This window comes from Bacillus sp. Marseille-Q3570 (genome assembly GCF_946151055.1).
Taxonomy (GTDB): domain Bacteria; phylum Bacillota; class Bacilli; order Bacillales; family Fictibacillaceae; genus Pseudalkalibacillus.
On record NZ_CAMGYZ010000005.1, the window covers coordinates 370,300 to 394,249 of the forward strand.

Annotated in this window: 26 protein-coding genes; 23 read left to right on the forward strand and 3 right to left on the reverse strand. The window is 46.1% G+C overall.

Annotation, left to right across the window (positions count from 1 at the left end):
* The first annotated feature begins 26 nt into the window (after positions 1-26).
* The 6 genes from hprK to N8M93_RS11530 are packed head-to-tail and all read left to right on the forward strand — an operon-like array spanning position 27 to position 4,480.
* Positions 27-962: an HPr(Ser) kinase/phosphatase gene (gene hprK / locus N8M93_RS11505; RefSeq protein ID WP_261131927.1), complete on the forward strand. Its 936-nt coding sequence runs from the start codon at positions 27-29 to the stop codon at positions 960-962.
* Positions 963-975: 13 nt separating this feature from the next.
* Positions 976-1,788: a prolipoprotein diacylglyceryl transferase gene (lgt, locus tag N8M93_RS11510; RefSeq protein WP_261131930.1), complete on the forward strand. Its 813-nt coding sequence runs from the start codon at positions 976-978 to the stop codon at positions 1,786-1,788.
* A gap of 28 nt (positions 1,789-1,816) precedes the next feature.
* Positions 1,817-2,770 (forward strand): nucleoside recognition domain-containing protein, encoded by a 954-nt coding sequence (locus N8M93_RS11515; protein WP_261132006.1) that lies wholly within the window; start codon positions 1,817-1,819, stop codon positions 2,768-2,770.
* Positions 2,760-3,404 (forward strand): pyrophosphatase PpaX, encoded by a 645-nt coding sequence (gene ppaX, locus N8M93_RS11520; RefSeq protein WP_261131933.1) that lies wholly within the window; start codon positions 2,760-2,762, stop codon positions 3,402-3,404. The genes N8M93_RS11515 and ppaX overlap by 11 nt, the downstream gene beginning before the upstream one ends.
* Positions 3,404-3,931 carry a DapH/DapD/GlmU-related protein gene (locus N8M93_RS11525; RefSeq protein WP_261131935.1) on the forward strand — a complete coding sequence of 176 codons (528 nt, stop codon included), beginning with the start codon at positions 3,404-3,406 and terminating at the stop codon, positions 3,929-3,931. The genes ppaX and N8M93_RS11525 overlap by 1 nt, the downstream gene beginning before the upstream one ends.
* An 18-nt stretch (positions 3,932-3,949) precedes the next feature.
* Entirely contained in the window at positions 3,950-4,480 is a 531-nt protein-coding gene (locus tag N8M93_RS11530) for a hypothetical protein (RefSeq protein WP_261131937.1), read from the forward strand.
* A gap of 393 nt (positions 4,481-4,873) precedes the next feature.
* Here N8M93_RS11530 and cax read toward each other — a convergent pair whose 3' ends face one another.
* Positions 4,874-5,932, reverse strand: coding sequence for a calcium/proton exchanger (gene cax, locus N8M93_RS11535; protein ID WP_261131939.1), 1,059 nt, complete (start codon positions 5,930-5,932; stop codon positions 4,874-4,876).
* A 742-nt stretch (positions 5,933-6,674) separates the two neighbouring features.
* On the opposite strand from cax, the gene N8M93_RS11540 reads away from it, so the two are divergent.
* The 17 genes from N8M93_RS11540 to N8M93_RS11620 all read left to right on the forward strand — a co-directional run bounded on the left by N8M93_RS11540 (position 6,675) and on the right by N8M93_RS11620 (position 22,201).
* Complete coding sequence (locus N8M93_RS11540) at positions 6,675-7,853, forward strand: ATP phosphoribosyltransferase regulatory subunit (protein ID WP_261131940.1); 1,179 nt, start codon at positions 6,675-6,677, stop codon at positions 7,851-7,853.
* A 23-nt stretch (positions 7,854-7,876) separates the two neighbouring features.
* Positions 7,877-8,497, forward strand: a complete 621-nt coding sequence (gene hisG / locus N8M93_RS11545) for an ATP phosphoribosyltransferase (protein WP_261132007.1) — start codon at positions 7,877-7,879, stop codon at positions 8,495-8,497.
* Entirely contained in the window at positions 8,494-9,762 is a 1,269-nt protein-coding gene (gene hisD / locus N8M93_RS11550; protein WP_261131941.1) for a histidinol dehydrogenase, read from the forward strand. Before hisG ends, hisD begins: the two co-directional genes overlap by 4 nt.
* A gap of 3 nt (positions 9,763-9,765) precedes the next feature.
* On the forward strand, positions 9,766-10,356 hold the full coding sequence (gene hisB / locus N8M93_RS11555; protein ID WP_261131943.1) for an imidazoleglycerol-phosphate dehydratase HisB: 591 nt from the start codon (positions 9,766-9,768) through the stop codon (positions 10,354-10,356).
* Positions 10,357-11,004 carry an imidazole glycerol phosphate synthase subunit HisH gene (hisH, locus tag N8M93_RS11560; protein ID WP_261131945.1) on the forward strand — a complete coding sequence of 216 codons (648 nt, stop codon included), beginning with the start codon at positions 10,357-10,359 and terminating at the stop codon, positions 11,002-11,004. It begins immediately after the preceding gene.
* Positions 10,991-11,725 (forward strand): 1-(5-phosphoribosyl)-5-[(5-phosphoribosylamino)methylideneamino]imidazole-4-carboxamide isomerase, encoded by a 735-nt coding sequence (hisA, locus tag N8M93_RS11565; RefSeq protein ID WP_261131946.1) that lies wholly within the window; start codon positions 10,991-10,993, stop codon positions 11,723-11,725. The genes hisH and hisA overlap by 14 nt, the downstream gene beginning before the upstream one ends.
* Positions 11,726-12,484: an imidazole glycerol phosphate synthase subunit HisF gene (gene hisF, locus N8M93_RS11570; protein WP_261131947.1), complete on the forward strand. Its 759-nt coding sequence runs from the start codon at positions 11,726-11,728 to the stop codon at positions 12,482-12,484.
* Positions 12,481-13,146 (forward strand): bifunctional phosphoribosyl-AMP cyclohydrolase/phosphoribosyl-ATP diphosphatase HisIE, encoded by a 666-nt coding sequence (gene hisIE / locus N8M93_RS11575; protein ID WP_261131948.1) that lies wholly within the window; start codon positions 12,481-12,483, stop codon positions 13,144-13,146. The genes hisF and hisIE overlap by 4 nt, the downstream gene beginning before the upstream one ends.
* A 468-nt stretch (positions 13,147-13,614) precedes the next feature.
* Positions 13,615-15,228, forward strand: a complete 1,614-nt coding sequence (locus tag N8M93_RS11580; RefSeq protein ID WP_261131950.1) for a lipopolysaccharide assembly protein LapB — start codon at positions 13,615-13,617, stop codon at positions 15,226-15,228.
* A 397-nt stretch (positions 15,229-15,625) separates the two neighbouring features.
* The gene (trxB, locus tag N8M93_RS11585; RefSeq protein WP_261131952.1) at positions 15,626-16,579 is read left to right on the forward strand and encodes a thioredoxin-disulfide reductase; all 954 of its coding nucleotides are present in this window, start codon (positions 15,626-15,628) and stop codon (positions 16,577-16,579) included.
* A gap of 600 nt (positions 16,580-17,179) precedes the next feature.
* Positions 17,180-17,638, forward strand: a complete 459-nt coding sequence (locus tag N8M93_RS11590) for an 8-oxo-dGTP diphosphatase (protein ID WP_261131955.1) — start codon at positions 17,180-17,182, stop codon at positions 17,636-17,638.
* An 87-nt stretch (positions 17,639-17,725) separates the two neighbouring features.
* The gene (rapZ, locus tag N8M93_RS11595; RefSeq protein ID WP_261131957.1) at positions 17,726-18,625 is read left to right on the forward strand and encodes an RNase adapter RapZ; all 900 of its coding nucleotides are present in this window, start codon (positions 17,726-17,728) and stop codon (positions 18,623-18,625) included.
* The gene (gene yvcK, locus N8M93_RS11600; RefSeq protein WP_261131959.1) at positions 18,609-19,562 is read left to right on the forward strand and encodes a YvcK family protein; all 954 of its coding nucleotides are present in this window, start codon (positions 18,609-18,611) and stop codon (positions 19,560-19,562) included. Before rapZ ends, yvcK begins: the two co-directional genes overlap by 17 nt.
* A gap of 36 nt (positions 19,563-19,598) precedes the next feature.
* Positions 19,599-20,534, forward strand: coding sequence for a DNA-binding protein WhiA (gene whiA, locus N8M93_RS11605; protein WP_261132009.1), 936 nt, complete (start codon positions 19,599-19,601; stop codon positions 20,532-20,534).
* Between the two features lie 114 nt (positions 20,535-20,648).
* Positions 20,649-20,906: an HPr family phosphocarrier protein gene (locus tag N8M93_RS11610; RefSeq protein WP_261131960.1), complete on the forward strand. Its 258-nt coding sequence runs from the start codon at positions 20,649-20,651 to the stop codon at positions 20,904-20,906.
* A 159-nt stretch (positions 20,907-21,065) separates the two neighbouring features.
* Positions 21,066-21,914 (forward strand): VOC family protein, encoded by an 849-nt coding sequence (locus N8M93_RS11615; protein ID WP_261131962.1) that lies wholly within the window; start codon positions 21,066-21,068, stop codon positions 21,912-21,914.
* Positions 21,911-22,201, forward strand: a complete 291-nt coding sequence (locus N8M93_RS11620) for a hypothetical protein (RefSeq protein ID WP_261131965.1) — start codon at positions 21,911-21,913, stop codon at positions 22,199-22,201. The genes N8M93_RS11615 and N8M93_RS11620 overlap by 4 nt, the downstream gene beginning before the upstream one ends.
* Before the next feature lie 166 nt (positions 22,202-22,367).
* Here N8M93_RS11620 and N8M93_RS11625 read toward each other — a convergent pair whose 3' ends face one another.
* Positions 22,368-22,958 carry a peroxiredoxin gene (locus tag N8M93_RS11625; RefSeq protein ID WP_261132011.1) on the reverse strand — a complete coding sequence of 197 codons (591 nt, stop codon included), beginning with the start codon at positions 22,956-22,958 and terminating at the stop codon, positions 22,368-22,370.
* Positions 22,959-23,290: 332 nt separating this feature from the next.
* Positions 23,291-23,734 (reverse strand): Gmad2 immunoglobulin-like domain-containing protein, encoded by a 444-nt coding sequence (locus N8M93_RS11630; protein ID WP_261131967.1) that lies wholly within the window; start codon positions 23,732-23,734, stop codon positions 23,291-23,293.
* Positions 23,735-23,950 lie beyond the last annotated feature (216 nt).

Genomic DNA, 23,950 nt, shown 5'->3' on the forward strand with positions numbered 1-23,950 from the left:
GCTAGGAAGTGGGAGTGACTTTCAAGATGGCGAACATACATATAAAAGATCTGATCGATGAGTTCCAGCTGGAGCTTGTCCATGGCGAGAGCGGCATCCATCGGACAATTACGACAAGTGATATTTCTCGACCTGGCCTTGAAATGGCGGGTTATTTTGCGTATTACCCGGCAGAGCGCCTGCAACTGTTAGGCAAGACGGAGCTGTCCTTTGTCAATGGACTGGATGACCGGATTCGCAGGGAACGTCTCCGCAAGCTTTGTAGAGATGAAACTCCAGGCATCGTCATTTCGAGAGGATGGGACGTGCCCCCGGAATTAGGTGAGGCTGCGGAAGAAAAAGGCATCCCGATTTTACGGTCACAATTGACGACGACACGTCTCAGCAGCCGGCTGACGAACTTTTTAGAGAGTAAATTGGCACCAACGACAGCGGTACACGGTGTGCTCGTTGATATTTACGGAATCGGTGTCCTCATTACAGGGTCTAGTGGTGTCGGAAAAAGTGAAAGTGCACTCGAGCTTGTAAAAAGGGGCCACAGATTGGTCGCCGATGATTCGGTGGAAATCCGTCAGGAAGACGAAAAGACGCTAGTCGGAAGTTCACCGGAGCTCATCCAGCATCTGTTGGAGATCCGTGGGCTTGGGATCATTAATGTCATGACATTGTTCGGAGCAGGGGCGATCCGTAATTTTAAAAAGATCGCTTTGGTGATCAACCTCGAAACCTGGAATCAGCAAAAAACCTATGACAGGCTCGGTCTTGATGAAGAAACGATGAAAATCATCGATGTCGAACTGCCAAGGTTGACTGTACCGGTCCGTCCTGGGCGAAACCTTGCTGTCATCATCGAGGTCGCTGCTATGAACTTCCGTCTGAAGAGGATGGGGGTCAATGCAGCACAACAGTTTTCGGAAAAGCTGAACAATGTCATCGATACACCAGATTACGATGACTTTTAGGAGGTAAGGGGAAATGGTTGCAAACATCCAGCCGTTGGACCGGGTCGCACTTGAAATCGGTCCATTGACCATATACTGGTATGGGATTATTATAGGATTTGGAGCTCTGCTCGGACTTTATATCGCGGTCAGGGAGTCAAAACGCTTAGGCATCAATTCGGAAACGTTCGTCGATCTCGTCATGATCGCCGTTCCGGTGGCCATCATTAGTGCACGGATCTATTATGTCGCGTTCGAGTGGCATTATTACAAGGACCACTTAGGTGAAATCATCAAGATCTGGGAAGGCGGCATCGCGATCCATGGTGCGCTGATCGGTTCGTTTTTGACAGCTTACGTGTTTTCAAAAGTAAAAGATTTATCCTTCTGGAAGCTTACGGATATTGCAGCTCCGAGCATCATCCTCGGGCAAGCGATCGGCCGCTGGGGCAACTTCATGAATCAGGAAGCCCATGGCGGCGAAGTGACGCGTGAATTTTTAGAAGGCTTATATCTTCCGGATTGGATCATCAATCAGATGTACATAGAAGGGGCGTACTATCATCCGACGTTCCTGTATGAATCGATTTGGAACATCATCGGATTCGCACTGTTGATCGGTCTGCGGCGTATTAACCTACGACGCGGTGAATTGTTCTTGACCTATGTCATCTATTACTCAATCGGCAGGTTCTTTGTCGAAGGCTTACGGACGGACAGCTTGATGCTGACAGACACATTGCGGATCGCCCAGGTGATATCGATTGTGCTGATCGTCATCAGTGTCGGTATCATCATCTATCGCAGGAAAACTGGATTAGCGAATAAACGGTATAACGAATTGTAGCAGCTAGAGAAAGGGGAAGCAGTGAATGATGAACACATTGAAAAACGGCCTGAAAGTTGGCCTGAATACAACATGGACACTAGGTAAAATCATCTTCCCAATCACTCTGATCGTTACAATTCTTGGACAAACCCCTTTGATGGATTGGCTCGTCAGGCTTGCAGAGCCATTGATGAAATGGATCGGTCTTTCAGGTGAGGCCGCTCTGCCGCTCGTCATCGGAAACTTTTTAAACCTGTATGCGGGTATCGGCGCGATCCTAAGCCTTGATCTGACCGTGAAGGAAGTGTTCATCCTCGCTGTCATGCTCTCGTTTTCACACAATCTACTGATCGAGTCGTCAGTTGCGGCCAAGGTCGGAATCAAAATGTGGATCGTGATGGTTGTGCGGATCGGGCTTGCGTTGATTTCTGCGTTCTTCATCTCAATCGTGTGGAAAGGCGGTTCAGAACAAGCCGTTTATGGATTCATTTCAGGCTCAGAAGAACAGGTCAACGGTTTTTGGAACATTTTATGGCACGGATTGGAAAAAGGATTCATCGGTATTCTCCAGCTGGCGGCGGTGGTCATCCCGCTCATGATCTTCATCCAGGTGATGAAAGACTTGAATTGGCTGACGGTGTTTTCACGTTGGATGGCCCCGATTACAAAAGCGTTAGGAATGAAACCGAACACATCTACGACTCTAGCAGCGGGGATCTTTTTCGGCCTTGCATTTGGTGCTGGTGTGATGATGCAGGCGGTCAAAGAGGACGGCGTGGAAAAGAAGGACCTTTATCTAGCATTCATTTTTCTCGTATCCTGTCATGCTGTCATTGAAGATACCTTGATTTTCATCCCGCTCGGTATACCGGTGTGGCCATTGCTCATCATCCGGCTTGTCGTTGCCATCATTTTGACGATGGTGGTGGCATTCATCTGGAACCGGGTGGAAGCAAAAAACGTATACAGACATCGAAAGGAAGCCAACTATGAAAATTGATACGATTCTGTTTGATTTGGATGGTACGTTGATCAATACAAACGATTTGATCATATCTTCTTTTACACATACTTTGGAGCAGTTCAAGCCACAGCAATATTCTCGTGATGACATCATTTCCTTCATCGGTGAGCCGTTGGTCGATTCTTTCAAGAGAGTTGATGAAACGTCGGTTGCCGAAATGGTGCGTACGTATAAAGAACATAATCTTGCCCATCATGAAGAGTACGTGCACGCTTTCGAAGGGGTTGCCTATACGGTAAAAACTTTGCACGAAAAAGGGTTCAAACTTGGCATCGTAACGACGAAGATGCGGGATGCGGTTGAGCTTGGCCTTGAAATCACAGGCTTAGGCGAGTATTTCACGACGATTGTCACACTGGATGACGTCGAGCGTGCGAAGCCTGATCCGCAACCTGTGATCCGTGCGTTGGACAAGCTGCAATCCGACACAGCCTCTGCTATCATGGTCGGGGACAGCCGATATGATATCGAAGCAGGTAAAAATGCCGGTACGCTGACTGCTGCTGTCTCCTGGACAATCAAGGGAAGAGAAAACCTCGAACGATCTGAACCGGATTACATGCTAGAGAAAATGCCGGATCTATTAAATGTCTTAGAGGTGAATGTATAATGCGGAAGACTGAGCGTCATCCTGTTAAGGGAAGCAATGCGCTCTGGCAGATCTACAAGACGGTGCCGTTCCACAAGGTACTGAAAAACTTCGTAGTCATCCAGCTCGCGAGATATACCCCGATCATTCCAGTGAAGAACTGGCTGTACCGCACGTTTCTAGGTATGGAAGTAGGCGGACAGACAGCTTTTGCTTTGATGGTCATGGTCGATATCATGTTTCCTGAACGGATTTCGGTCGGTCGAAACACCATCATCGGATATAATACGACAATTTTAACGCATGAATATTTGATAAAAGAGTATCGTCTTGGTAATGTAAATATTGGAGATGAAGTGATGATCGGGGCCAACAGTACGATTCTGCCCGGTGTGACGATCGGTGACGGAGCCGTCGTTTCAGCAGGTACATTGGTACATAGGGATGTTGAACCCGGTTCATTCGTAGGCGGAAATCCGATGCGGCTCATCTATACGAAAGACGAGATGGCCGAACATAAACAAATGTCGGATACTGACGATATATAGATTAAAGGTGGGTGTCACATGGAACAAAAGAAGAGAATGTCGTTGATCTACATGAATGGTGAGTTCCAAATAAGCGATGCTTGGGTTCGTCCGGCGATTCAGAAGAAATCGAAAAAAGAAACAGAGCAACAGGACCGGTTCTTCTTTTTGTCAGCCGTATCCCGACTAAGAGGCAGCGATTATATCCGCGATGCTTATTGGAATGGGAACGAAGCAGTCATCCGTTTTGAAAACAGTGATCACGTCAGTCCTGAATATCTGGATGATTATGATCATTATTTTTCCACGAAATTAAAGATAGGTAAACTGCTTCTTGATAACCTTGTTTATCTGTTCAAGGAGCTTCCATATATATCAATGTTGAAAATTGCGGTGCCTTTCCAGTCAAGTGAGCTGGTGGTCCATATTCATCGAAAACAATTGGAAAAATATCTGCAGACCGACTTCAGTTATTTCAAGAATGCCCATAGATGCCAGTTCCATTTCCATGTACAGGAGCGGGATGTACGCCGTTTCGTCCATCGTTATGTGAACCACGTCTATAAGTAAGCTGAAATTGGATTGTGCGAGCCTCATTCTGAGAGAATCCCGAACCCGACTTGGTGTTTGTAGCGATTCCTTCAGAATGGGGCTCCTTTTGTGTTGTTCTGGTATGGGGGCTGAAATTTTAGCAGTGGGAGCTAACGGACAGGGGAGCCGTTATTTGTGTCGAAAAGGGGTGTTCCAGAAATTCAGCGGACACCAGGGCCGTTATTTGAGGTGAAACACGTTGATTCGGGCTGGTATTCTCGAAATAGCGTCTCTGGTGTCCGTTAGGTTCGAAAAACTGGGGGTTTTGATGCAAATAAGGTCTCCTGTGTCCGTTAAGGTACTATCGTCTTGTTCAAAAGGAAAAACCACTGGTGAACCAGTGGTTTCGTTATTTTACAAAACAGTCCTATTCTAAAGAAGGTAGAAACCGACGCCCATTATGAAGTAGGCGGCGAGCAGGGTGGCGCCTTCGAACCAGTTCGTGTCTCCGTCGTTTGCGATCGTATTCGTCAACAGGACCGCAAGAACCATGGCGACGAGTTCTGGAACGGTAAAGACGAGAGCCATCGGTGTCGGGAAAATCAGCGAGAGCAGCACGAGTACCGGTGCGACGAACATCGCGATTTGCAGCGTCGAACCAACCGCAATTTCGACCGCTATATCCATTTTGTTCTTGTACGCCATGATGATTGCAGAGGCGTGTTCAGCTGCATTACCGACAATCGCAACGATGATGACCCCGATGAAAACTTCGCTCCATCCGAATTGTTCTCCTACCGTTTCGAATGTGTGGACGAGCGCTTCACTCACATACGCGACAGCAGCAGTAGCTAACGCCAGGATGATCAACGCTTTCTTTCCGGTCCATTCAGCCTCTTCCTCATGAGCTTCCTCATCTCCGCCTTCACTGCTATAAACACCACGGTGGGTCACCAGTTTAAAGAAGAGCGCGGCCAGGTATAGGCCGATCAAAATGCATGAAACCCAAATGCTTAACGTCAACGCTTCAGCATCATTCAAGTTCATCGCGAAAATTTCAGGGAAAACGAAGGCGACGACCACCCCGAACATAAGCAGGGCTGAATTATGCCTTGCATCGTGGACATTGAACCTTTGCCTTTTAAAACGTAAGCCCCCTACGAAAAACGAAAGTCCTCCGACAAGCAGGAGGTTCCCAAGGACAGAACCTGTCAAGGATGCAAGCACGATCGAGACATATCCTGCTTTCAAGGCAAAAATCGAGATGATGAGCTCGACAGCATTTCCGAAGGTGGCATTTAAAAGTCCTCCTATTCTTGGGCCAGAGTGGATCGCCAGACTTTCAGTTGCACGTCCCATATATGCTGCAAGAGCAACGATGGTGAGACAATATACGATGAACATGATTGCTTCCGGCCAGTGAAGCAGATTACCAGCCACAGATAAAGGAACACCAATTACGATTGCAAGGAAAAAGATTTTGTTGAACATAAGAAACCTTCTTTCGTTATCGAATTTTCGTTCATATATTGCAGATTTCCCTTTGAAAGCGAGGCTATATCCAAAGATGTAGAATGCGACAATCAACCTTATGTAATTTACAAGAAGTTGGGGTATAGCTAAAGTAACTTATAAGCTATATTGTATTCATTTTATCTTATGTTACTCCCGAATATAAGAAGGACCTCAACCAAGAGTCAAGTTTTTGGACTACGACTATTTAAAGAGGCATAAATAGGGTAAAGATAAAACGTCAGAAGATAAAATTTTCGGTTGACGTGTTTTTGTAAGAAAGTTAGACTACTTATTATACCTTTATCTTGTTAGTTAATTAGCGAACTAAAGGATTTGTGTGGAACCACCTTTGCCCCCTTTATACTGTCTCATTGAAAAAGAGCTTGTTTGCGAGGGAAAACGCATTCGTGCATAACCTGTTAAAATTAGAGGACATCTGTTCCGTTATCTGTGACAAAAAGGGTTGATTTCAAAAATTAGAGGACAACTGTTCCGCTATTTGCGGAAATCGATCGTGATTTCCTCTGGTTTTAGGCGAGTAAGGTCCCTGGTGTCCTCTAATTTTTTTAAAACGGAGGATATGGGGCAATTAAGGTCTCTGTTGTCCACTAATATGAGTTGGTACAACAAATGCTGGACCATCCGTAAAGGCGTTGCAAAAAAACATAGCCTGACTAACAATTCATTATTAAATAGGTCGATTCGGAGAGTGAGTGTTGTGACGAAACCATTAGTGTTTGAAAAACCTTTAGGTATGCGGGATACGTTACCAAACCTGTATGAGATCAAATCAGCGAGCCGGGCTGCGATGGAACAAGCTGTCCAGAAATGGGGATACCGGTTCATGCAGACGCCGACGGTCGAATATTACGATACTGTAGGGGAAGCTTCAGCGACCCTGGAACAGCAGCTTTTCAAATTACTCGATCAAGAAGGGAAGACCCTTGTTTTGAGACCGGATATGACAGCTCCGATCGCACGGGTAGCATCATCAACGCTGCAAAATGAATCACAGCCGATGCGTATCGCTTATTCGGCGAATGTATTCCGTGCCCAGCAGCAAGAGGGAGGTCGTCCTGCGGAGTTTGAGCAATTCGGTATTGAATTGATCGGAGATGGCTCGACAAGTGCCGATGGAGAAGTGATCGCGTTGATGATCGAGACGCTTGAACATGTCGGCCTTGAAAACTTTCAAGTCGCTGTCGGTCACCTTGGCTATGTGGATGCGTTATTCAAGGAGATTCTCGGAACGGACCAGCGTGTCGAAACGCTGAAACGTTTTTTATATGAAAAGAATTACGTAGGGTACAAACAGCATGTGAAGAAGCTGCCATTGTCTTCAATCGACCAGAAGCGTCTTCTCGACTTTCTCCATCTGAGAGGTGAAAACAAGCTGGAGGATGCGGAAAAGCTGATCACATCTACCCGGGGTTATGAGGCGATCGAAGAACTTCATGCTTTGAGAGATTGCTTGAAAGCTTACGGCGTCAATGACATCGCTACGCTTGATCTCACATTGGTCAGTCACATGACCTACTACACAGGTGTGGTTTTTGAAGGGTATGCCCCAGAACTTGGTTCTCCGATCAGCAATGGGGGACGTTATGATGCGCTCCTCGCGAAATTCGATAAAGAAGCGAAGGCGACCGGGTTCGGTATCCATCTTGATTACTTGATGGAAGCAATCCGGCCGGTAGAAACGAAAGCTTTCACGCATTGCGTCGTGTTTTCAGAAGGCCAGCGTAAGGAAGCCTATGCGTTCGGTAAGAAGCTGAGAGATCAGGGTGAAACCGTCGTGGTTCAGGACATCAAGGGTATCGAGAGTCTTGATGCGTTTACTGGACAATTTTCAAATGTGACGTATTATCTCGGAAAAGAAGAGGGGGGAGAGCAGTGAGTCCATCTACATTGACGATTGCGATGCCGAAAGGGCGGATTTTCGAGGAAGCTGTACAGTTGCTTCGGGAAGCTGACTACACTCTTCCACCTGAGTTCGAGGATTCACGCAAACTGATCCTTGAGATCGAAGAGGCGGATTTGCGTTTTATATTGGCAAAACCGATGGATGTTCCAACTTATGTGGAGCATGGTGTCGCAGATGTCGGAATCGCAGGGAAGGATGTCATGCTTGAAGAAAAGCGGGACGTCTATGAAGTGCTGGATCTAGGGATTTCCCGTTGTTATCTGGCGGTTGCAGGACTTCCAGATACAGAACTGGATACCGTCGCCCCGAAAATTGCAACGAAATATCCGAATGTTGCTTCAAATTATTTCAGAAGCCAGGGGAAGCAGGTCGAGATCATCAAGCTGAACGGGTCGATTGAATTGGCCCCGCTGATCGGTCTGGCAGATCGGATTGTCGATATCGTCTCGACCGGCCGGACATTGAAAGAGAATGGACTAGTTGAAACGGAACGGATTCTTGATATAACATCGCGGTTCATCGTCAACCCAGTCAGTTACCGGATCAAAGCAGATGCGATCGATGAGATGGTAAGTCGGTTGGAAAAGGTCATTGAAGGGGAGGAGATCACGCGATGAAAATCCAGCAATTGAAGGGGACTGTGCCTCGAAAGCAACTGAATCAAGGGACTGAAGAACAAAGGCAGGCTGTACTTGGAATCCTTGAACAGGTGAAAGCAGAAGGGGATCAGGCTCTCTTCGAATTGACGAAGAAATTTGACGGAGCTGAGCTTGAATCGTTGAAGGTGACGAAGGTCGAAATCGAAAAAGCGTATGAATCCCTGGATGAAGAAGTCATCGAAATCATCCAGGAGGCTGCGCGGAACATCAAAGTCTATCATAAAAAGCAAATCCGTGAATCATGGATGATGACGAGCGATGACGGCTCGGTTCTTGGACAGAAGATCACACCGCTGGATTCGGTCGGTGTCTATGTTCCAGGCGGTACGGCTGAATATCCTTCATCTGTCCTTATGGGGGCGATTCCGGCGAAGGTAGCAGGAGTTGAGAGGATTGCGATGACGACACCTCCGCGCCCGGATGGGACGCTCCCGGCAAGTGTATTGGTCGCTGCAAATGAGAGTGGTGTCAACGAGATTTATAAAGTAGGAGGCGCCCAGGCAATCGGCGCTTTGGCGTTCGGAACAAAGTCGGTTGTCCCTGTCGATAAAATCGTCGGACCGGGTAACATCTATGTCGCTTTGGCGAAGCGGGAAGTATTCGGACATGTCGGCATCGATATGATTGCTGGACCGAGTGAAATCCTCATCTATGCGGATGATACGGCGAACCCGGCCCATCTGGCGGCAGATCTTCTGTCCCAGGCGGAACATGATCAGATGGCCTCTGCGATTCTTGTGACGACGTCGGTCGAAGTGGCGGAAGAGACGTCGAGGGAAGTGATCCGCCAGCTTGAAAGCCTCCCGCGCAAAGCAATTGCAGAAGCGTCTGTGATCAGCAATGGCGTCATTTATGTAGCGAATACGGAGGAAGAAGCGATCGTGGCGGTCAATGAGCTCGCCCCGGAACACCTTGAGATTGTCGCGCACGAGCCGTTCGAGCTGCTCGGTCAGATCAGGCATGCGGGTGCGATTTTTCTTGGTAAAAACAGTGCGGAGCCGATCGGGGACTATTTTGCAGGACCGAACCACGTGCTCCCGACAAGCGGAACAGCACGTTTTTCCAGCCCGTTGAGTGTTGATGATTTTACGAAAAAATCAAGTATCATTTCATATGGGACCGACGCTTTATTCGAGCATGGCCGAAAGATTAGTAAACTAGCTCGTATTGAAGGGTTGGAAGCCCATGCGCGAGCGATCGATTACCGATTGGAGGAAGAGTGAGAAATGACAGGACGAAAAGCGGAAATTTCACGTAAGACGAATGAAACGAACATCAGGCTAAACCTCCAGATCGACGGAGAGGGGCAATCTGATATCCAGTCTCCAGTCCCGTTTTTGAATCATATGCTCGATCTGTGGACCCGCCATGGGTTATTTGATCTGAAGGTCGATGCGGAAGGCGATACGGAGATTGACGATCATCATACGACAGAGGACATCGGCATCTGTTTAGGACATGCCCTGATTGAGGCTCTAGGTGATAAAAAAGGGATCCGCAGGTACGGGAATGCAATCGTCCCGATGGATGAAGCGTTAGCGCAAGTTGTCATCGACTTGAGCAACCGGCCGCACCTTGAGCTGAAAGCGGATCTTCCATCTGCCAAACTCGGTACCTTCGATACGGAGCTTGTGCACGAGTTTTTATCGAAGCTTGCGATTGAAGCGCGAATGAACCTACATGTGATCGTCCATCACGGATCGAACACGCACCATATCATCGAAGCGATCTTCAAGGCACTTGGACGGGCGCTGGATGAAGCGACTCAGATCGATCCGAGGGTTAAAGGCGTACCCTCAACGAAAGGAATGCTGTAAATGATCGGGATTGTCGATTACGGAATGGGAAACCTCCACTCAGTACAAAATGCGCTTAAACGACTGGAGATCGATCATTTCATATCAGAGCGAAAAGAAGAGCTGGCTACAGCGGATGCGTTGTTGCTGCCGGGCGTCGGCGCTTTTAAGGACGCGATGCATGCGTTGAAAAAAGACGGGATGGCACAGTTCATCGTCGATGAGGTGGAAGCTGGAAAGCCGCTTTTCGGAATATGTCTCGGCATGCAGCTTTTGTTCGAGGAAAGTGAAGAGAATGGATTGACGGATGGACTCAGTCTTTTACCTGGTCGTGTTGTACGGTTCCCGGGGATCACAGCTGATGGGACTACATATAAGGTGCCGCATATGGGCTGGAATCGGATGATCATCCAACAGCCGGAATCTCCTTTATTGCAGAATCTCAGCACGGACTTCGTTTATTTCGTGCATTCGTATCTTGTTCAGACGGAGGACAGGGACGTGTTGCTTGCGACGGCTGATTATTTTGAAGAAGTTCCGGCTGTCGTCGGCCGCTGTCATATTTTCGGAGCGCAATTCCATCCGGAAAAGAGCAGCGATGCCGGCATGGAAATCCTGAAAAACTTCGGTGATTATGTGGAGAGGAGGCAGAAGGATGAAGCGATTTGAACTGTATCCAGCAATCGATATGCGCGGAGGCAAATGCGTCCGGCTTTTTCAAGGGGATTATGATCAGGAGACCGTCTATGGCGATTCCCCGTTCGAAATGGCGAAGCATTTTGCAGAGCAGGGTGCAAGCTGGATCCATATGGTCGATCTCGACGGTGCGAAGACTGCCGAAAAAGTGAACCATAAACATGTCCTTCAGGTAGCCTCTGATCTTGATGTGAAGGTTCAGGTCGGCGGCGGTATCCGCTCAGAAGAGGATATTGATTTTTACTTGAAAAATGGTGTGGACCGGGTCATTTTAGGGAGTGTTGCCGTTAAAAATCCAGCATTCACGAAGGAGATGCTGCAGAAATACGGGGAGCGGATCGCGATCGGACTCGATGCCCGCGATGGTTATGTGGCGACAGAAGGCTGGCTTGACAACTCCGAAGTGAAGGCTGTCGAGCTTGCGAAGGAACTTGTTGAGGCTGGAGCTCGGCACTTCATTTTTACCGATATTTCACGTGACGGAACCCTCGAAGGCCCGAATGTCGAAGCGATTACGGAGCTTGCGAAGGAATCAGACGCTGAGGTGATTGCTTCCGGTGGCGTCAGCTCACTGGAAGATCTTCAGGTTTTGGCTGGACGGAAGAAGGATGGAATTGAAGGTGCGATTATAGGGAAGGCGCTGTATACGGAGCGTTTCACTCTTTCAGAAGCACTAGAAAAGGTAGGTCAATAGATGTTAACGAAACGGATTGTACCCTGTCTGGACGTGAAGGATGGACGGGTCGTAAAAGGTATACAGTTTGTGAATATCATAGATGCGGGGGACCCTGTCGAACTTGCGAAGGCGTACGATGAGCAAGGGGCGGATGAGCTGGTTTTCCTCGATATTTCTGCTTCCAACGAACGTCGGAACGTGATCATAGACCTTGTCGAACAGGTTGCGGCGACGCTTGCGATCCCTTTTACAGTGGGAGGCGGCATCAATTCTCTGGAAGATATCAAGAGTGTGCTTCGGGCCGGAGCTGACAAGGTTTCCTTGAATACAGCAGCTGTCAAAAATCCGGACCTGATCACGCTCGGATCGGAATACTTCGGCTCCCAATGCATTGTCGTCGCGATCGACGCTCGTTATGATGAGGAGCTCGGTTCATGGCGTGTGTATACGAATGGCGGTCAGCGATCAACGGATTGGGAAGTGATCGACTGGGCGAAGGAAGCTGTGAAACGAGGCGCCGGGGAGTTGTTGCTCACAAGTATGGATCGTGATGGTGAAAAATCCGGCTTTCATATCGAGTTGACGAAGGCTGTCCGGGATGCGGTTACAATTCCGGTGATCGCTTCAGGTGGAGCAGGGTCTGCCGACCATTTTCATGAGGTTTTTGCTGAAGCCGATGCTGACGCAGCTTTAGCAGCTTCGATTTTCCACTATAAAGAAACATCAATTACAGCAGTAAAAGATCATTTGAGACAGCAAGGGGTGAATGTCCGATGAAGGTCAGTGAATTACGGTTTGATGAAAAAGGTTTGATTCCGGCAGTCGTCCAGGATGTCGAGAGCAAGGAAGTACTGACGCTTGCTTATATGAATGAGGAATCGTTGCAAAAATCCCTTGAAACGAAGGAGACCTGGTTCTACAGCCGTTCAAGGCAGGAGCTATGGCATAAAGGTGAGACGTCAGGGAACACACAGACGATCACCGATATCCGCTACGATTGCGATCAGGATGCGCTGGTTGTGTTAGTAAGGCCGAAGGGACCAGCTTGTCATAAAGGGACGTTCAGTTGCTTTGACGACTCGCTGTTAGAGGGAGAGGATGGGACCTCGACTGGTGGCGCGCATGGAGTTAGTGCTGACAAGCTCGCAATCCTTTCAGAGCTTGAACGGTTGATCGCTGAACGGGAGCGCACTCGTCCGGAAGGTTCGTACACGACGTACCTGTTTGAAGAAGGCGTCGATAAAATCTTGAAAAAAGTCGGGGAGGAAGCGTCAGAGGTGATCATCGCGGCGAAAAACCGTGACAAGGAAGAGCTTTCCTGGGAGTCAGCGGATTTACTTTATCATCTGATGGTGCTGCTCCGTGAGCAGGATTTACCGCTTCGTGAGGTTTTAGGCGTGTTGGAAGAACGACATACGAAGAGGAACGAAAAGGAATAAGTTCCTTTTCGTTTTTTTGTGCACTACTGATCGTGGTTTTGATAGATCGATACATTTAGCGGACAGGAGAGACCTTATTTTGCTGAAACGGCTATGTTTCATAAAATTAGAAGACACCAGAGACCTTATTGGGTTAACATCTATAAAAATCAGCCGTGTTTTACGCGCATAGCGGAACAGTTGTCCTCTAATTTTTGAAATCAACCCTTTTTGTCACAGATAGCGAAACAGATGTCCTCTAATTTTTATTGATGGCGTTTTTCAATATTTATGATCGAATTACCGAGAAGTTAAAGCTATTCATCTATATATTGGGGTTTAGTGCTGGAAAGTGTGGAATCGTAAGTAAAACACAAGCAATTCCTGTAATTTTCCGTTTATTGAAAACTCTTGATTTGCTGTGTTCGACAGAGTAAGGGTGTGTTATACTTTCGATGGATAGTTTCAGAGAACGGGTGATTGAATTAAATGAAGGTAAACCAGAACACTCCACAAAAGGCGAGGGGTAATGTCATTCCTTTTGCTAGAAGTGGAGAGTATTATTTTCAGCGTGGTCTTAAGGCATATCAGAAGAAAGACTTGATCAAAGCGAAACAGCTATTTGAAAAAGCAGTCGAGGTCGAGCCGAAGGAACCGACTTATTTGTGCCAGCTTGCAGCAACATTAGCTGAACTTGGCGATTTCATCGAATCGAACGACTTGCTTGAATATATCGTGAGCGAAATCGACGCAGACATATCGGAATGCTACTACTTCATGGCGAACAACTACGCACATCTCGGCATGTTCCGGGAGGCTGAAAGTGAAGCGGTACGCTATATGGAGAATGATCCGAACGGTGAATTCTACGAGGATTCTGAGGAATTACTTGATCTGATACATACCGAGTTTGGGGAAGATTTAGAAAAACATTCGTCCGAAGAAAAGCTGATCGTTAAACATGAAAAAGCACGTCGAAGCCTTGAAAAAGGTGATTTTTCTGGTGCGCGGAATCTGTTGAAAGAGATGGTCGACGCACATCCGGAATTTTGGGCGGCATATAACAACCTGGCCCTCGCTCATTTTTATCTAGGTGAATATGACGAAGCGTTCTCGGTGCTTGATGATGTCCTCGGTAAAAATCCCGGGAATCTTCATGCGCTTTGTAATGCTGCTCTTTTTTACAAACAACTGTACCAGCAGAAGGAACTTGATCGGTTCCTCGATTGTTTGAAGGTGATCCATCCGATCATTCCGGAACATCGCTATAAGCTTGGTAGCACGTTCGCGCTTTTAGAAGAGGACGAGCTTGCTTTCACATGGCTGAATTCAGTGCGTTCTCATGGCTACGCTTGGAATGTGACGTTTTTCCATTGGCTTGCTGTCGCTTCATTCAAAACAGGACGAGTCCAATCTGCTGAAAAGGCGTGGGAAAAGATTCTTGATCTGGATGCGGACAGTACGGTCGCCACGTATTATTTAGAAAAGTTGCGGGATAACACTCTCGATTCTGAGGAAGCTGAATACCAATATACTATACCCTTGAATAATCTACAGGATCCAAATGAGTTATCAGAACGGATTAAGAAGCTTAGAAGTACGATCCATAAAAACAAGCTGTCTCATTTGTTGTTGATCCGTAAGTGGGACGATGAAGACACGACGGCGACGCTGGAGGCATTCTGTGCGGAAGTGAATGAGCCGGTGATCATGAAGGAGCTTGCTGCGACAATCTTGTTTGAACGTGGATATGAATCTGTTCAAATTCATAAGGATAGCGGTATCGAGCAACTCGATCAGCCATCGGAGGATATGGAAAAAGGCTTAGCGATTCTTGAAAATGTCTTAGGAATACGAGAGGAACTTGACCCAGATACGGCATTTCTGTGGCATCTCTTGATCAATGAAGCCAGGGATGGCTCCCTGTCGATCGCCAATCCGACAGCCTGGGCAGCAGCTGTGACATATATGGCTGATCAGCTTCAAGAGAAGACCACAACGCAGAAAAGTCTAGCTGAGAAATTCGGGATATCAGCCTCAACCCTTCAAAAGTACGTCAAAACACTGAAAATCCTCCACCACCGCCAAACCATGAAACCATAATGCTCGATGGCGGTGCCAGGCACCATCTGAGACCCCTTGGGGGAGTAGAGCTCAATTTCGGTGCCAGGCACCATCTGATATCCCTTGGGAGAGTAGAGCTCAATTTCGGTGCCAGGCACCATCAGCAATCCCTTGCGAGAGTAAGGCACAATTTCGGTGCCAGGCACCATCTGCGATCCTTTGGGGGAGTAGAGCTCAATTTCGGTGCCAGGCACCCTCTGCAACTCCTTGGGAGAGTGAGGCTCAATTTTTGTGCCAGGTACGGTCTTCTGAATGGTCTTCCTCTCTGAGCATTATATTAGACGTAGAGGCGTTGCTTTAATACGATTACTAATAAGAAGGCGATTATTCGTTCAAACTAACTGTAAAATGGGTTTTCGGAAAAGGAGTGGAGAGCATGTCTGAGGAAAAAATTTATGACGTAATCATTGCAGGTGCAGGTCCTGCTGGACTTACAGCTGCTGTATATACTTCACGTGCGAATTTGAGCACATTGATGATTGAACGCGGAATTCCAGGCGGCCAAATGGCAAACACAGAAGATGTCGAGAACTATCCTGGATACGATCATATCCTTGGTCCGGATCTGTCGAATAAGATGTTCGAGCACGCTAAAAAATTCGGTGCTGAATATGCATACGGCGACGTAAAGGAAATCATCGACGGAGAAGAATACAAGACGGTCAAAGCTGGAGGCGGTAAGGAATACAAAGCCCGCTCGATCATCATCGGTACAGGTGCAGAATACAAAAAATTAGGCATCCCTGGTGAGAAGGAACTGAGCGGACGCGGGGTATCATACTGCGCTGTCTGTGACGGTGCATTCTTCAAAAACAAAGAACTTGTCGTCGTTGGTGGCGGGGACTCCGCTGTTGAAGAGGGAGTTTATCTGACTCGGTTTGCATCAAAAGTCACAATCGTACACCGTCGTGATAAGTTGCGGGCACAGAAAATTCTACAAGACCGTGCGTTCGATAATGAGAAGATCGATTTCATCTGGAACCACACTATTAAAGAGATAAATGCTGATAATAACAAGGTCGGCAGTGTCACACTAGTAAGCACTGAAGACGGTGAAGAGCGCGAATTCAAAACGGATGGCGTCTTCATCTATATCGGAATGATCCCATTGAATGAAGCAGTCAAAGACCTTGGTATTACGAACGAAAATGGTTACGTTGAAACGAATTCAGAAATGGAAACGAAAATTCCAGGAATTTTTGCTGCTGGAGATATCCGTGAAAAAACATTGCGTCAGATCGTTACAGCAACTGGCGACGGTAGTATTGCTGCACAAAGTGCCCAGCATTATGTTGAAGAACTTATGGAAAAATTGAGTGTAAATTCGTAAAAAACAAGCTGAATTTTTCTTTATCCAGAAAAAGTAATTCGGTTTTAACCATTTTGTAACAACCGTGAAATATTGGTGGGTTATTATACACTTAAGAAATTGACCCCCTTTTAATAAATTTCTTATTTTTGTGCACGGGACTTTTGGTTCCGTGCTCTTTTTTTGTTTTTTATATCGCATTATCATGCTTTTCCAAAAGCAAAGCAGCTTTATCTAGAGACATAAAAACAAGTTCTCGGAGTGTACCTCTGATTCTCATGCGGACAATCGCGCCCAAAAAAGCGGAGGGAGTTGCTCCATAAACGCTTCATACGGAAAATCGAACACAAAAAAGCAGCGTTAGTTGCTCTATGAACGCTTCATATAAACAGTCGAACGGCAATACCGGATGCTTTTTCAGCTGAAGTGTCAAGGTTTCCATTCCTGCTATCAAACATATTAGAATCTCAAAGGAATTAAGCCTGTGCTATCGAAAATAAAAGATACTGGACTGTACATTCATCAATTGTTTGTTAAAAATCCTAACTGGCTACATAAACTAGGATTAGAATTGTTGGCGTGCTTGAAAACGTAGTATAATTGAGGAAAGAGGTGAATCATGTGCAACGAGTGACGAATTGTGTACTCGAAAAAGATAATCAAATTTTAGTTCTGCAAAAACCTCGGCGTGGGTGGTGGGTAGCCCCCGGTGGAAAAATGGAGTCTGAAGAGACCATCAAGGATGCGGTTATCCGAGAGTACCGTGAAGAAACCGGACTTTACTTACTGAGCCCAAAACTAAAAGGTGTTTTCAATTTTATCATTAAAGAAGATGAGCAGATTATAGAAGAGTGGATGATGTTCACTTTCTATGCGACTGATTATGAAGGTGAAGTGCTCTCCGAATCGGAGGAAGGGAAATTAGCCTGGAAACCGAAAGAAGAGATATCAGACTTACCGATGGCTCCTGGCGATCATCATATTCATGATTACATGATGACAGGCAACGGGATGATCATCGGAACGTTTACGTATACACCAGATTTCAAACTGCTCAGTTATCGATTGGATCCATCTTGAAGGTTGTCCACGATATATAGGGCTTTGATCAGCACACAGGGCTGGATTAAACTCTTGGACAGATTTTAAAGGAAAGGCGGGGTATAGATGGAACAACAAGAATTCAAAATGGTCATCATCACAGGAATGTCTGGTGCTGGAAAAACTGTAGCGATGCAAAGCTTCGAGGACCTTGGCTATTTCTGTGTCGATAACCTGCCTCCTGCGCTGCTGCCAAAATTCGTCGAGCTGATGGAAGATTCCACAGGAAAGCTGACGAAAGTAGCGCTCGTCATGGATTTACGAGGACGGGAATTTTTCGATCAATTATTTGAGACGATCGATGAAATGTCCGATTCCTCAGTCATAAAGCCGCATATCCTGTTTTTGGATGCAGCAGATGCGACACTTGTCCAGCGATACAAAGAGACAAGACGCTCTCATCCGCTTGCGCCGGACGGATTGCCGCTCGATGGAATCAAAAATGAAAGAGAATTGCTGGAAGAGCTTAAAGGCAGAGCACAGAAAATTTTAGATACGACTGATATGAAGCCGAAGCAGCTTCGTGAAAATATCATTGAACGGTACAAAACGAATGAATCGCATCCGTTCACGATCAATGTTTTGTCGTTCGGTTTCAAATACGGAATGCCGATCGATGCGGACCTTGTGTTCGATGTGCGTTTTTTACCGAACCCTCATTATATCGAGCATATGCGACCAAAAACAGGATTGGAAGAAGAGGTATCCTCCTATGTGCTTAAATGGTCCGAAACTCAGAAATTCATCGAAAAGCTGACAGGATTACTGGACTTCATCATTCCGCATTACAAACGAGAAGGAAAAAGCCAGCTTGTGATCGCAGTCGGATGTACTGGCGGAAAGCATCGTTCAGTCACCCTTGCTGAACACTTGAAGGATTATTTGAGAAAAGAATATCACGTCCATAGCAGCCATCGTGATATCAAGAAAGATAAAAAGGTACCTGAAGTTGAATCAAAGGCCTAAAATAGTCGTTTTCGGCGGGGGGACGGGATTGTCAGTCCTGTTGAGAGGGTTAAAGAAATTCCCCGTCGATATTACAGCGATCGTAACGGTTGCTGATGATGGCGGGAGTTCAGGGAGATTAAGGGAAGAGCTTGATATCATACCTCCAGGGGATATCCGGAACGTGCTAGCCGCACTTTCGGAAGTGGAGCCTCTTGTCGAGCAATTGTTCCAACACCGGTTCACAAACGGAAATGGCTTGTCTGGACACTCGTTAGGTAATCTTTTGTTGGCTGCAATGTCAGATATCACCGGAAACTTCGTAACAGGGATCCGGGAGTTATCCAAAGTTTTGAACGTACGTGGAAAGGTACTGCCGGCATCCGATCATCGTGTCATTTTGAATGCAGAAATGAACGATGGAACGATTGTATCGGGTGAATCAAAAATACCACATACAGGGAAAAAGATTGTGCGTGTCTTTTTGACCCCGGATACAGTGAAACCACTGGATGAAAGTTTACGAGCGATCCGTGATGCAGACCTTATCCTTATAGGGCCGGGAAGCCTTTACACCAGCATTCTGCCGAGCTTGCTCGTACCAGGGATAACTGAAGAGATCAAGAAATCGAAAGCGAAAAGCGTCTATATATGCAATGTGATGACACAGCCTGGTGAGACAGATCACTTCACCGCCTCCGATCATGTGAACATTCTCGTTGCTCACATCGGTCAACAGATAATTGATACGATAATTGTCAATAATGATAAAGTGCCAGCTGATGTTTTGACGAAATATGAAGCAGAAGGTGGAGAGCCTGTCGAATATGATGAGGACAGGTTGAAATCCTTTGGCTTTGATGTGATCAGTGATAAAATAGTGCAATACAATGATTCGCTGATCAGGCATGATGCCAAACGTGTTTCAGAAATCATTTTAGATGTCGTTTCAAAATAGAACCCCAGAACAGGAAAACCAGAGGGGGTGTACATGGTGTCCTTTGCGTCAGATACAAAGAAAGAGTTGACGAAGTTAGAACTGAAAAAGTGTTGTTCAAAAGCTGAGCTCTCAGCATTGATCCGGATGAATGGATCGCTCTCGTTAGCGAACAAGGAAATCATTTTGGATATACCGACTGAGAATGCAGCGATAGCACGTAGGATTTATACTTTGATTAAACAGTTATATGGCTATCCAGCCGAGTTGCTTGTCCGTAAAAAAATGAGATTGAAGAAAAATAACGTCTATATCGTTCGGATCAAACAAGATTCAAGAGCGTTATTGAATGAACTGGATATAATGGGAGAAGGGTTTTCCTTCAAACGGGACGTTTCGAAGGATATCACGAAGAAAAGCTGCTGCAAGCGGTCTTATTTAAGAGGTGCTTTCCTCGCTGGCGGATCCTTGAACCATCCAGAGACCTCCTATCATTTAGAAATCTTCTCTATGTATGAAGAACATACACAATCTCTACTGGAATTGATGAATTCTTTCGATTTGAATGCTAAAATGTTAGAACGGAAAAAAGGATTCATCATCTACTTGAAAGAGGGAGAAAAGATTTCCGAATTCCTCACCTTGATCGGGGCTCATAATGCATTGTTGTACTTTGAAGATGTCCGGATCATGAAAGATATGCGGAATTCAGTCAATCGTCTCGTGAACTGCGAAACAGCGAATCTGAATAAAACCGTCGGGGCATCGATGCGTCAAGTGGAGAATATCCGATTGATCGAGCGGGAAATCGGGTTGGAGAAACTGCCGGACAAACTTCGCGAAATCGCTGAGCTTCGGGTGAAATATCAGGATGTGACGTTACAAGAACTTGGAGACCTCGTCACTTCCGGACCAATCAGTAAGTCGGGAATCAATCACCGGTTACGGAAGCTGGATGAAATGGCCAATAAAATACGCCAGGGACAATTGTAAGTCCGGCGTTTTTCTTTTAGAGTCTAAGAGAACGCTTTCAAAAAATTTCTTACATTTATTCTTGAGCGTCGATATATAAATCTATATAGGGAATGTACAAGGAGGAATGATCCATTGTTAGAAAAAGAATTGACGGTTGAATTGAAAACCGGATTGCAGGCCCGTCCTGCCGCATTGTTCGTCCAAGAAGCAAATCGTTTTACCTCAGATGTATTTTTAGAAAAAGACGGCAAAAAGGTGAATGCGAAAAGCATCATGGGCATCATGAGTCTAGCTGTCGGATCGGGTTCAAAGGTGACGATCGTTACAGACGGAAGAGATGAAGAAGAAGCACTGAATGCATTAGAAAGATACATCACAACAGCAGAATAGGTAAGAATACGTACTACATAAAAACACTGTCTCATTTGTGGGGCGGTGTTTTTTTGCAATCAAATTCAACTTACTTATTGTAAGTGTTAAAAAGTAATGATATAGTATAGTTAACTACTTACAAAAAGTAAGTGATAAAGACATAAGGAGGAATCTAGTATGCAATTTCATCGTCATTCAAACATTTACGTCGGACTAGTCCATTTAGTTGTGGTTGATCTAAAGCGTTCAATCGACTTTTATACGGATCTCTTAGGGTTTTCAGTATTAGAACAAAAAGACGGATTTGTCTCATTGAGTACTGATGGAAAAATTCCGCTCGTTACACTTGAAGAAAAAAAGGACGCCGAACCGAAGCTGAGAAGGACGACAGGGCTTTATCATTTTGCAATCCTGTTGCCAACAAGAGAAGATCTCGGTGCATCCTTAAAAAGACTCGCAGACAAACGGTATCCATTACACGGTGGTTCCGATCACTTGTTCAGTGAAGCCCTTTATTTAGCTGATCCAGATGGAAATGGAATTGAAATCTACACAGATCGTCCTGCAGAGCAATGGACATGGAATGAAGGGGAACTGCCATTCGTCAGTGATCCTCTAGATATGGAAGATTTGTTGAAGTCGGGGAAAACGTGGGACGGATTGCCTGCTGACACTGTTATCGGACATATCCACCTTCATGTCAACGATCTCGAACAAGCGAAGCGATTTTATGTAGAGGGTCTCGGTTTCGATATCACGGTGCCATTCCGCCACCAAGCTTTATTTGTTGCTTCAGGCGGTTATCATCATCATGTCGGCCTTAACACATGGAATGGAACAGGTGCACCACGGCCGCAAGAAACTGAAGCCGGAATGAAATGGTATACGATCGTTTTTTCAAGTGAACGTCAATTAATGGAGACGGCCACACGATTACACGCTTTAGGTTACAAGGCTGACAAAGAGGAGCATCTTGTTCATACAGAAGATCCATCAGGAAACCGTATACAGCTTGTCGTATCATGAACATCCTATTCGGACAGGAGCAATGGGAAAAGGCGGGAGAGTGTCCCGAAACCACGATGATCGGGACAGGAACAGGTGGAAAACACGAGCAGCTGTCCCGAACCAAAGCGATACGGAACAGGAGCAGGGGAAAAACACGAGAAGCTGTCCCGAACCAAAGCGGTACGGGACAGGAACAAGTGAAAAACACGAGAAGCTGTCCTGAAACAAAGCGATACGGGACAGGAGCAGGTGAAAAACGCGAGAAGCTGTCCCGAAACAAAGCGATACGGGACAGGAACAAGTGAAAAACACGAGAAGCTGTCCTGAAACAAAGCGATACGGGACAGGAGTAGGTGAAAAACACGAGAAGCTGTCCCGAATCAAGGCGATATGGGCCAGGAATAGGTAAAAAACACGAGAAGCTGTCCCGAAACAGGGCTTATTGGCCCCAGCCCCATCCTAAACAAGCTGTCATATTTTCCCGATCATGGTTGGATTCCGTTTTAAACCAGGCTGGCCGGGCAGCCAGTTGGCTGGGACGCCTTCTCCAGTACTTCTACCGTATTGGATCCCTTGCAATAATCTTAAAATTTCATAGACATTACGTCCCACTTCCAGCGGATTGACGAGCCTTGAAACGATCACCCCGTCCGGATCAATGATCACTGTTGCCCGAAGCGCAGCACCTGTTTTTTCATTCAGCACACGGTAAGCGCGGGTGATCACCTGCGTCCGATCACTGACAAGCGGGAAATTGACTTTGGCAGCTGAAGGTGATGTTTCTGTAAATACCTTATGAGCGTAAACACTGTCCGTGCTGATTGCCAAAACCTCAGCATTCAATGAACGGAACTTAGGTAAAATGGCAGCGACCGCCGCCAGCTCTGTCGGTCAAACAAACGTGAAGTCACTTCCATAGAAAAAGAGAATCACCCATTTACCTTTATATTTTTCAAGTGAAACCTCGGTCATTTTTTTCTCCGTATTACTGTATGCTTCAGCGGTGAAAAGGGGTGCCTCATTGGTTGTTTGTGCACAAAATGGCAGTTCGCATGTTTCCATCTCGTCGACAGTGATTCGTGTTTCAAAGCGTTCCAAGTCCTCACCTCGTTATTTATTTCTTCGTTTTATTCCTATTTCTGGTATCCTTGAAGTATACATGGGTACGAGTCAAGATAAAAAACGAAAGTGGAGGGGTTCAGGTTGGTTACGTTTGTATGGATAATTTTCTTTTTGATTCTTGGGCTATTGTTCTTTTTTCGGATCCGGATGGGGCGTGCTTATCAAGGTCGCTCGAATTGTCAGGTATGTGGAAAAGGTTCGAGACCGTCTGGATTTAAACTTAGTCGTTCACCAAAGCATTGTCCTCATTGCCAGTCAAAGCTTCGGTAATATCATTCGGTTTTCAAAGGGATTTCTAAAATATTGATTTCTGAACCGTCCTTTGCACTCGAAACAAAGACTTTTAAAATCAATTTCGAATCGACGGTTTCAGGAACGGCGATGACTCGCTCGAAGTCGCCCCATCCAGGTGCCCCTTCAGATGCTGTGATGAAATCACTCTCGAGGACCGTTTCACCATCCCTCAATTCATATTGGAAATTCGCCTCGAAAACCCTCGCTTTGCCTTTGAACACGAACTCTTCATTTACCGTCTGATTCGGAAGAGGTGAGGCGATTTTAAAAACCTCATTTTCGATTGGATCCTCTGAACCATCTTCGTCGGATCCGTCAGTCGAGCCATCTGTCTGATCAGGCTCCCGAACAACATCTTCATTGATTGAATAGCTTCCTAGTCCTAACAACGCTATGAAAAACAGGATAAAAAACATCTTCATGGATCTTCCTCCTTATTCTTCGTGCAGTACTAAGTCTTCTTTATCAGTTTATGAGCATGATAGGAGAAAGCCTACTGTTTGAAATAAAAGGTTCTACGTCAATTGTTGGGGTAGGAGATCGTGCTCCTATCCCTTAACCTACTTGAAATTCTAAATCTTTAAATTGATGGTGCAATAATATACGTAATCGTAAACGGTCATGTCGTTGGAAACCAA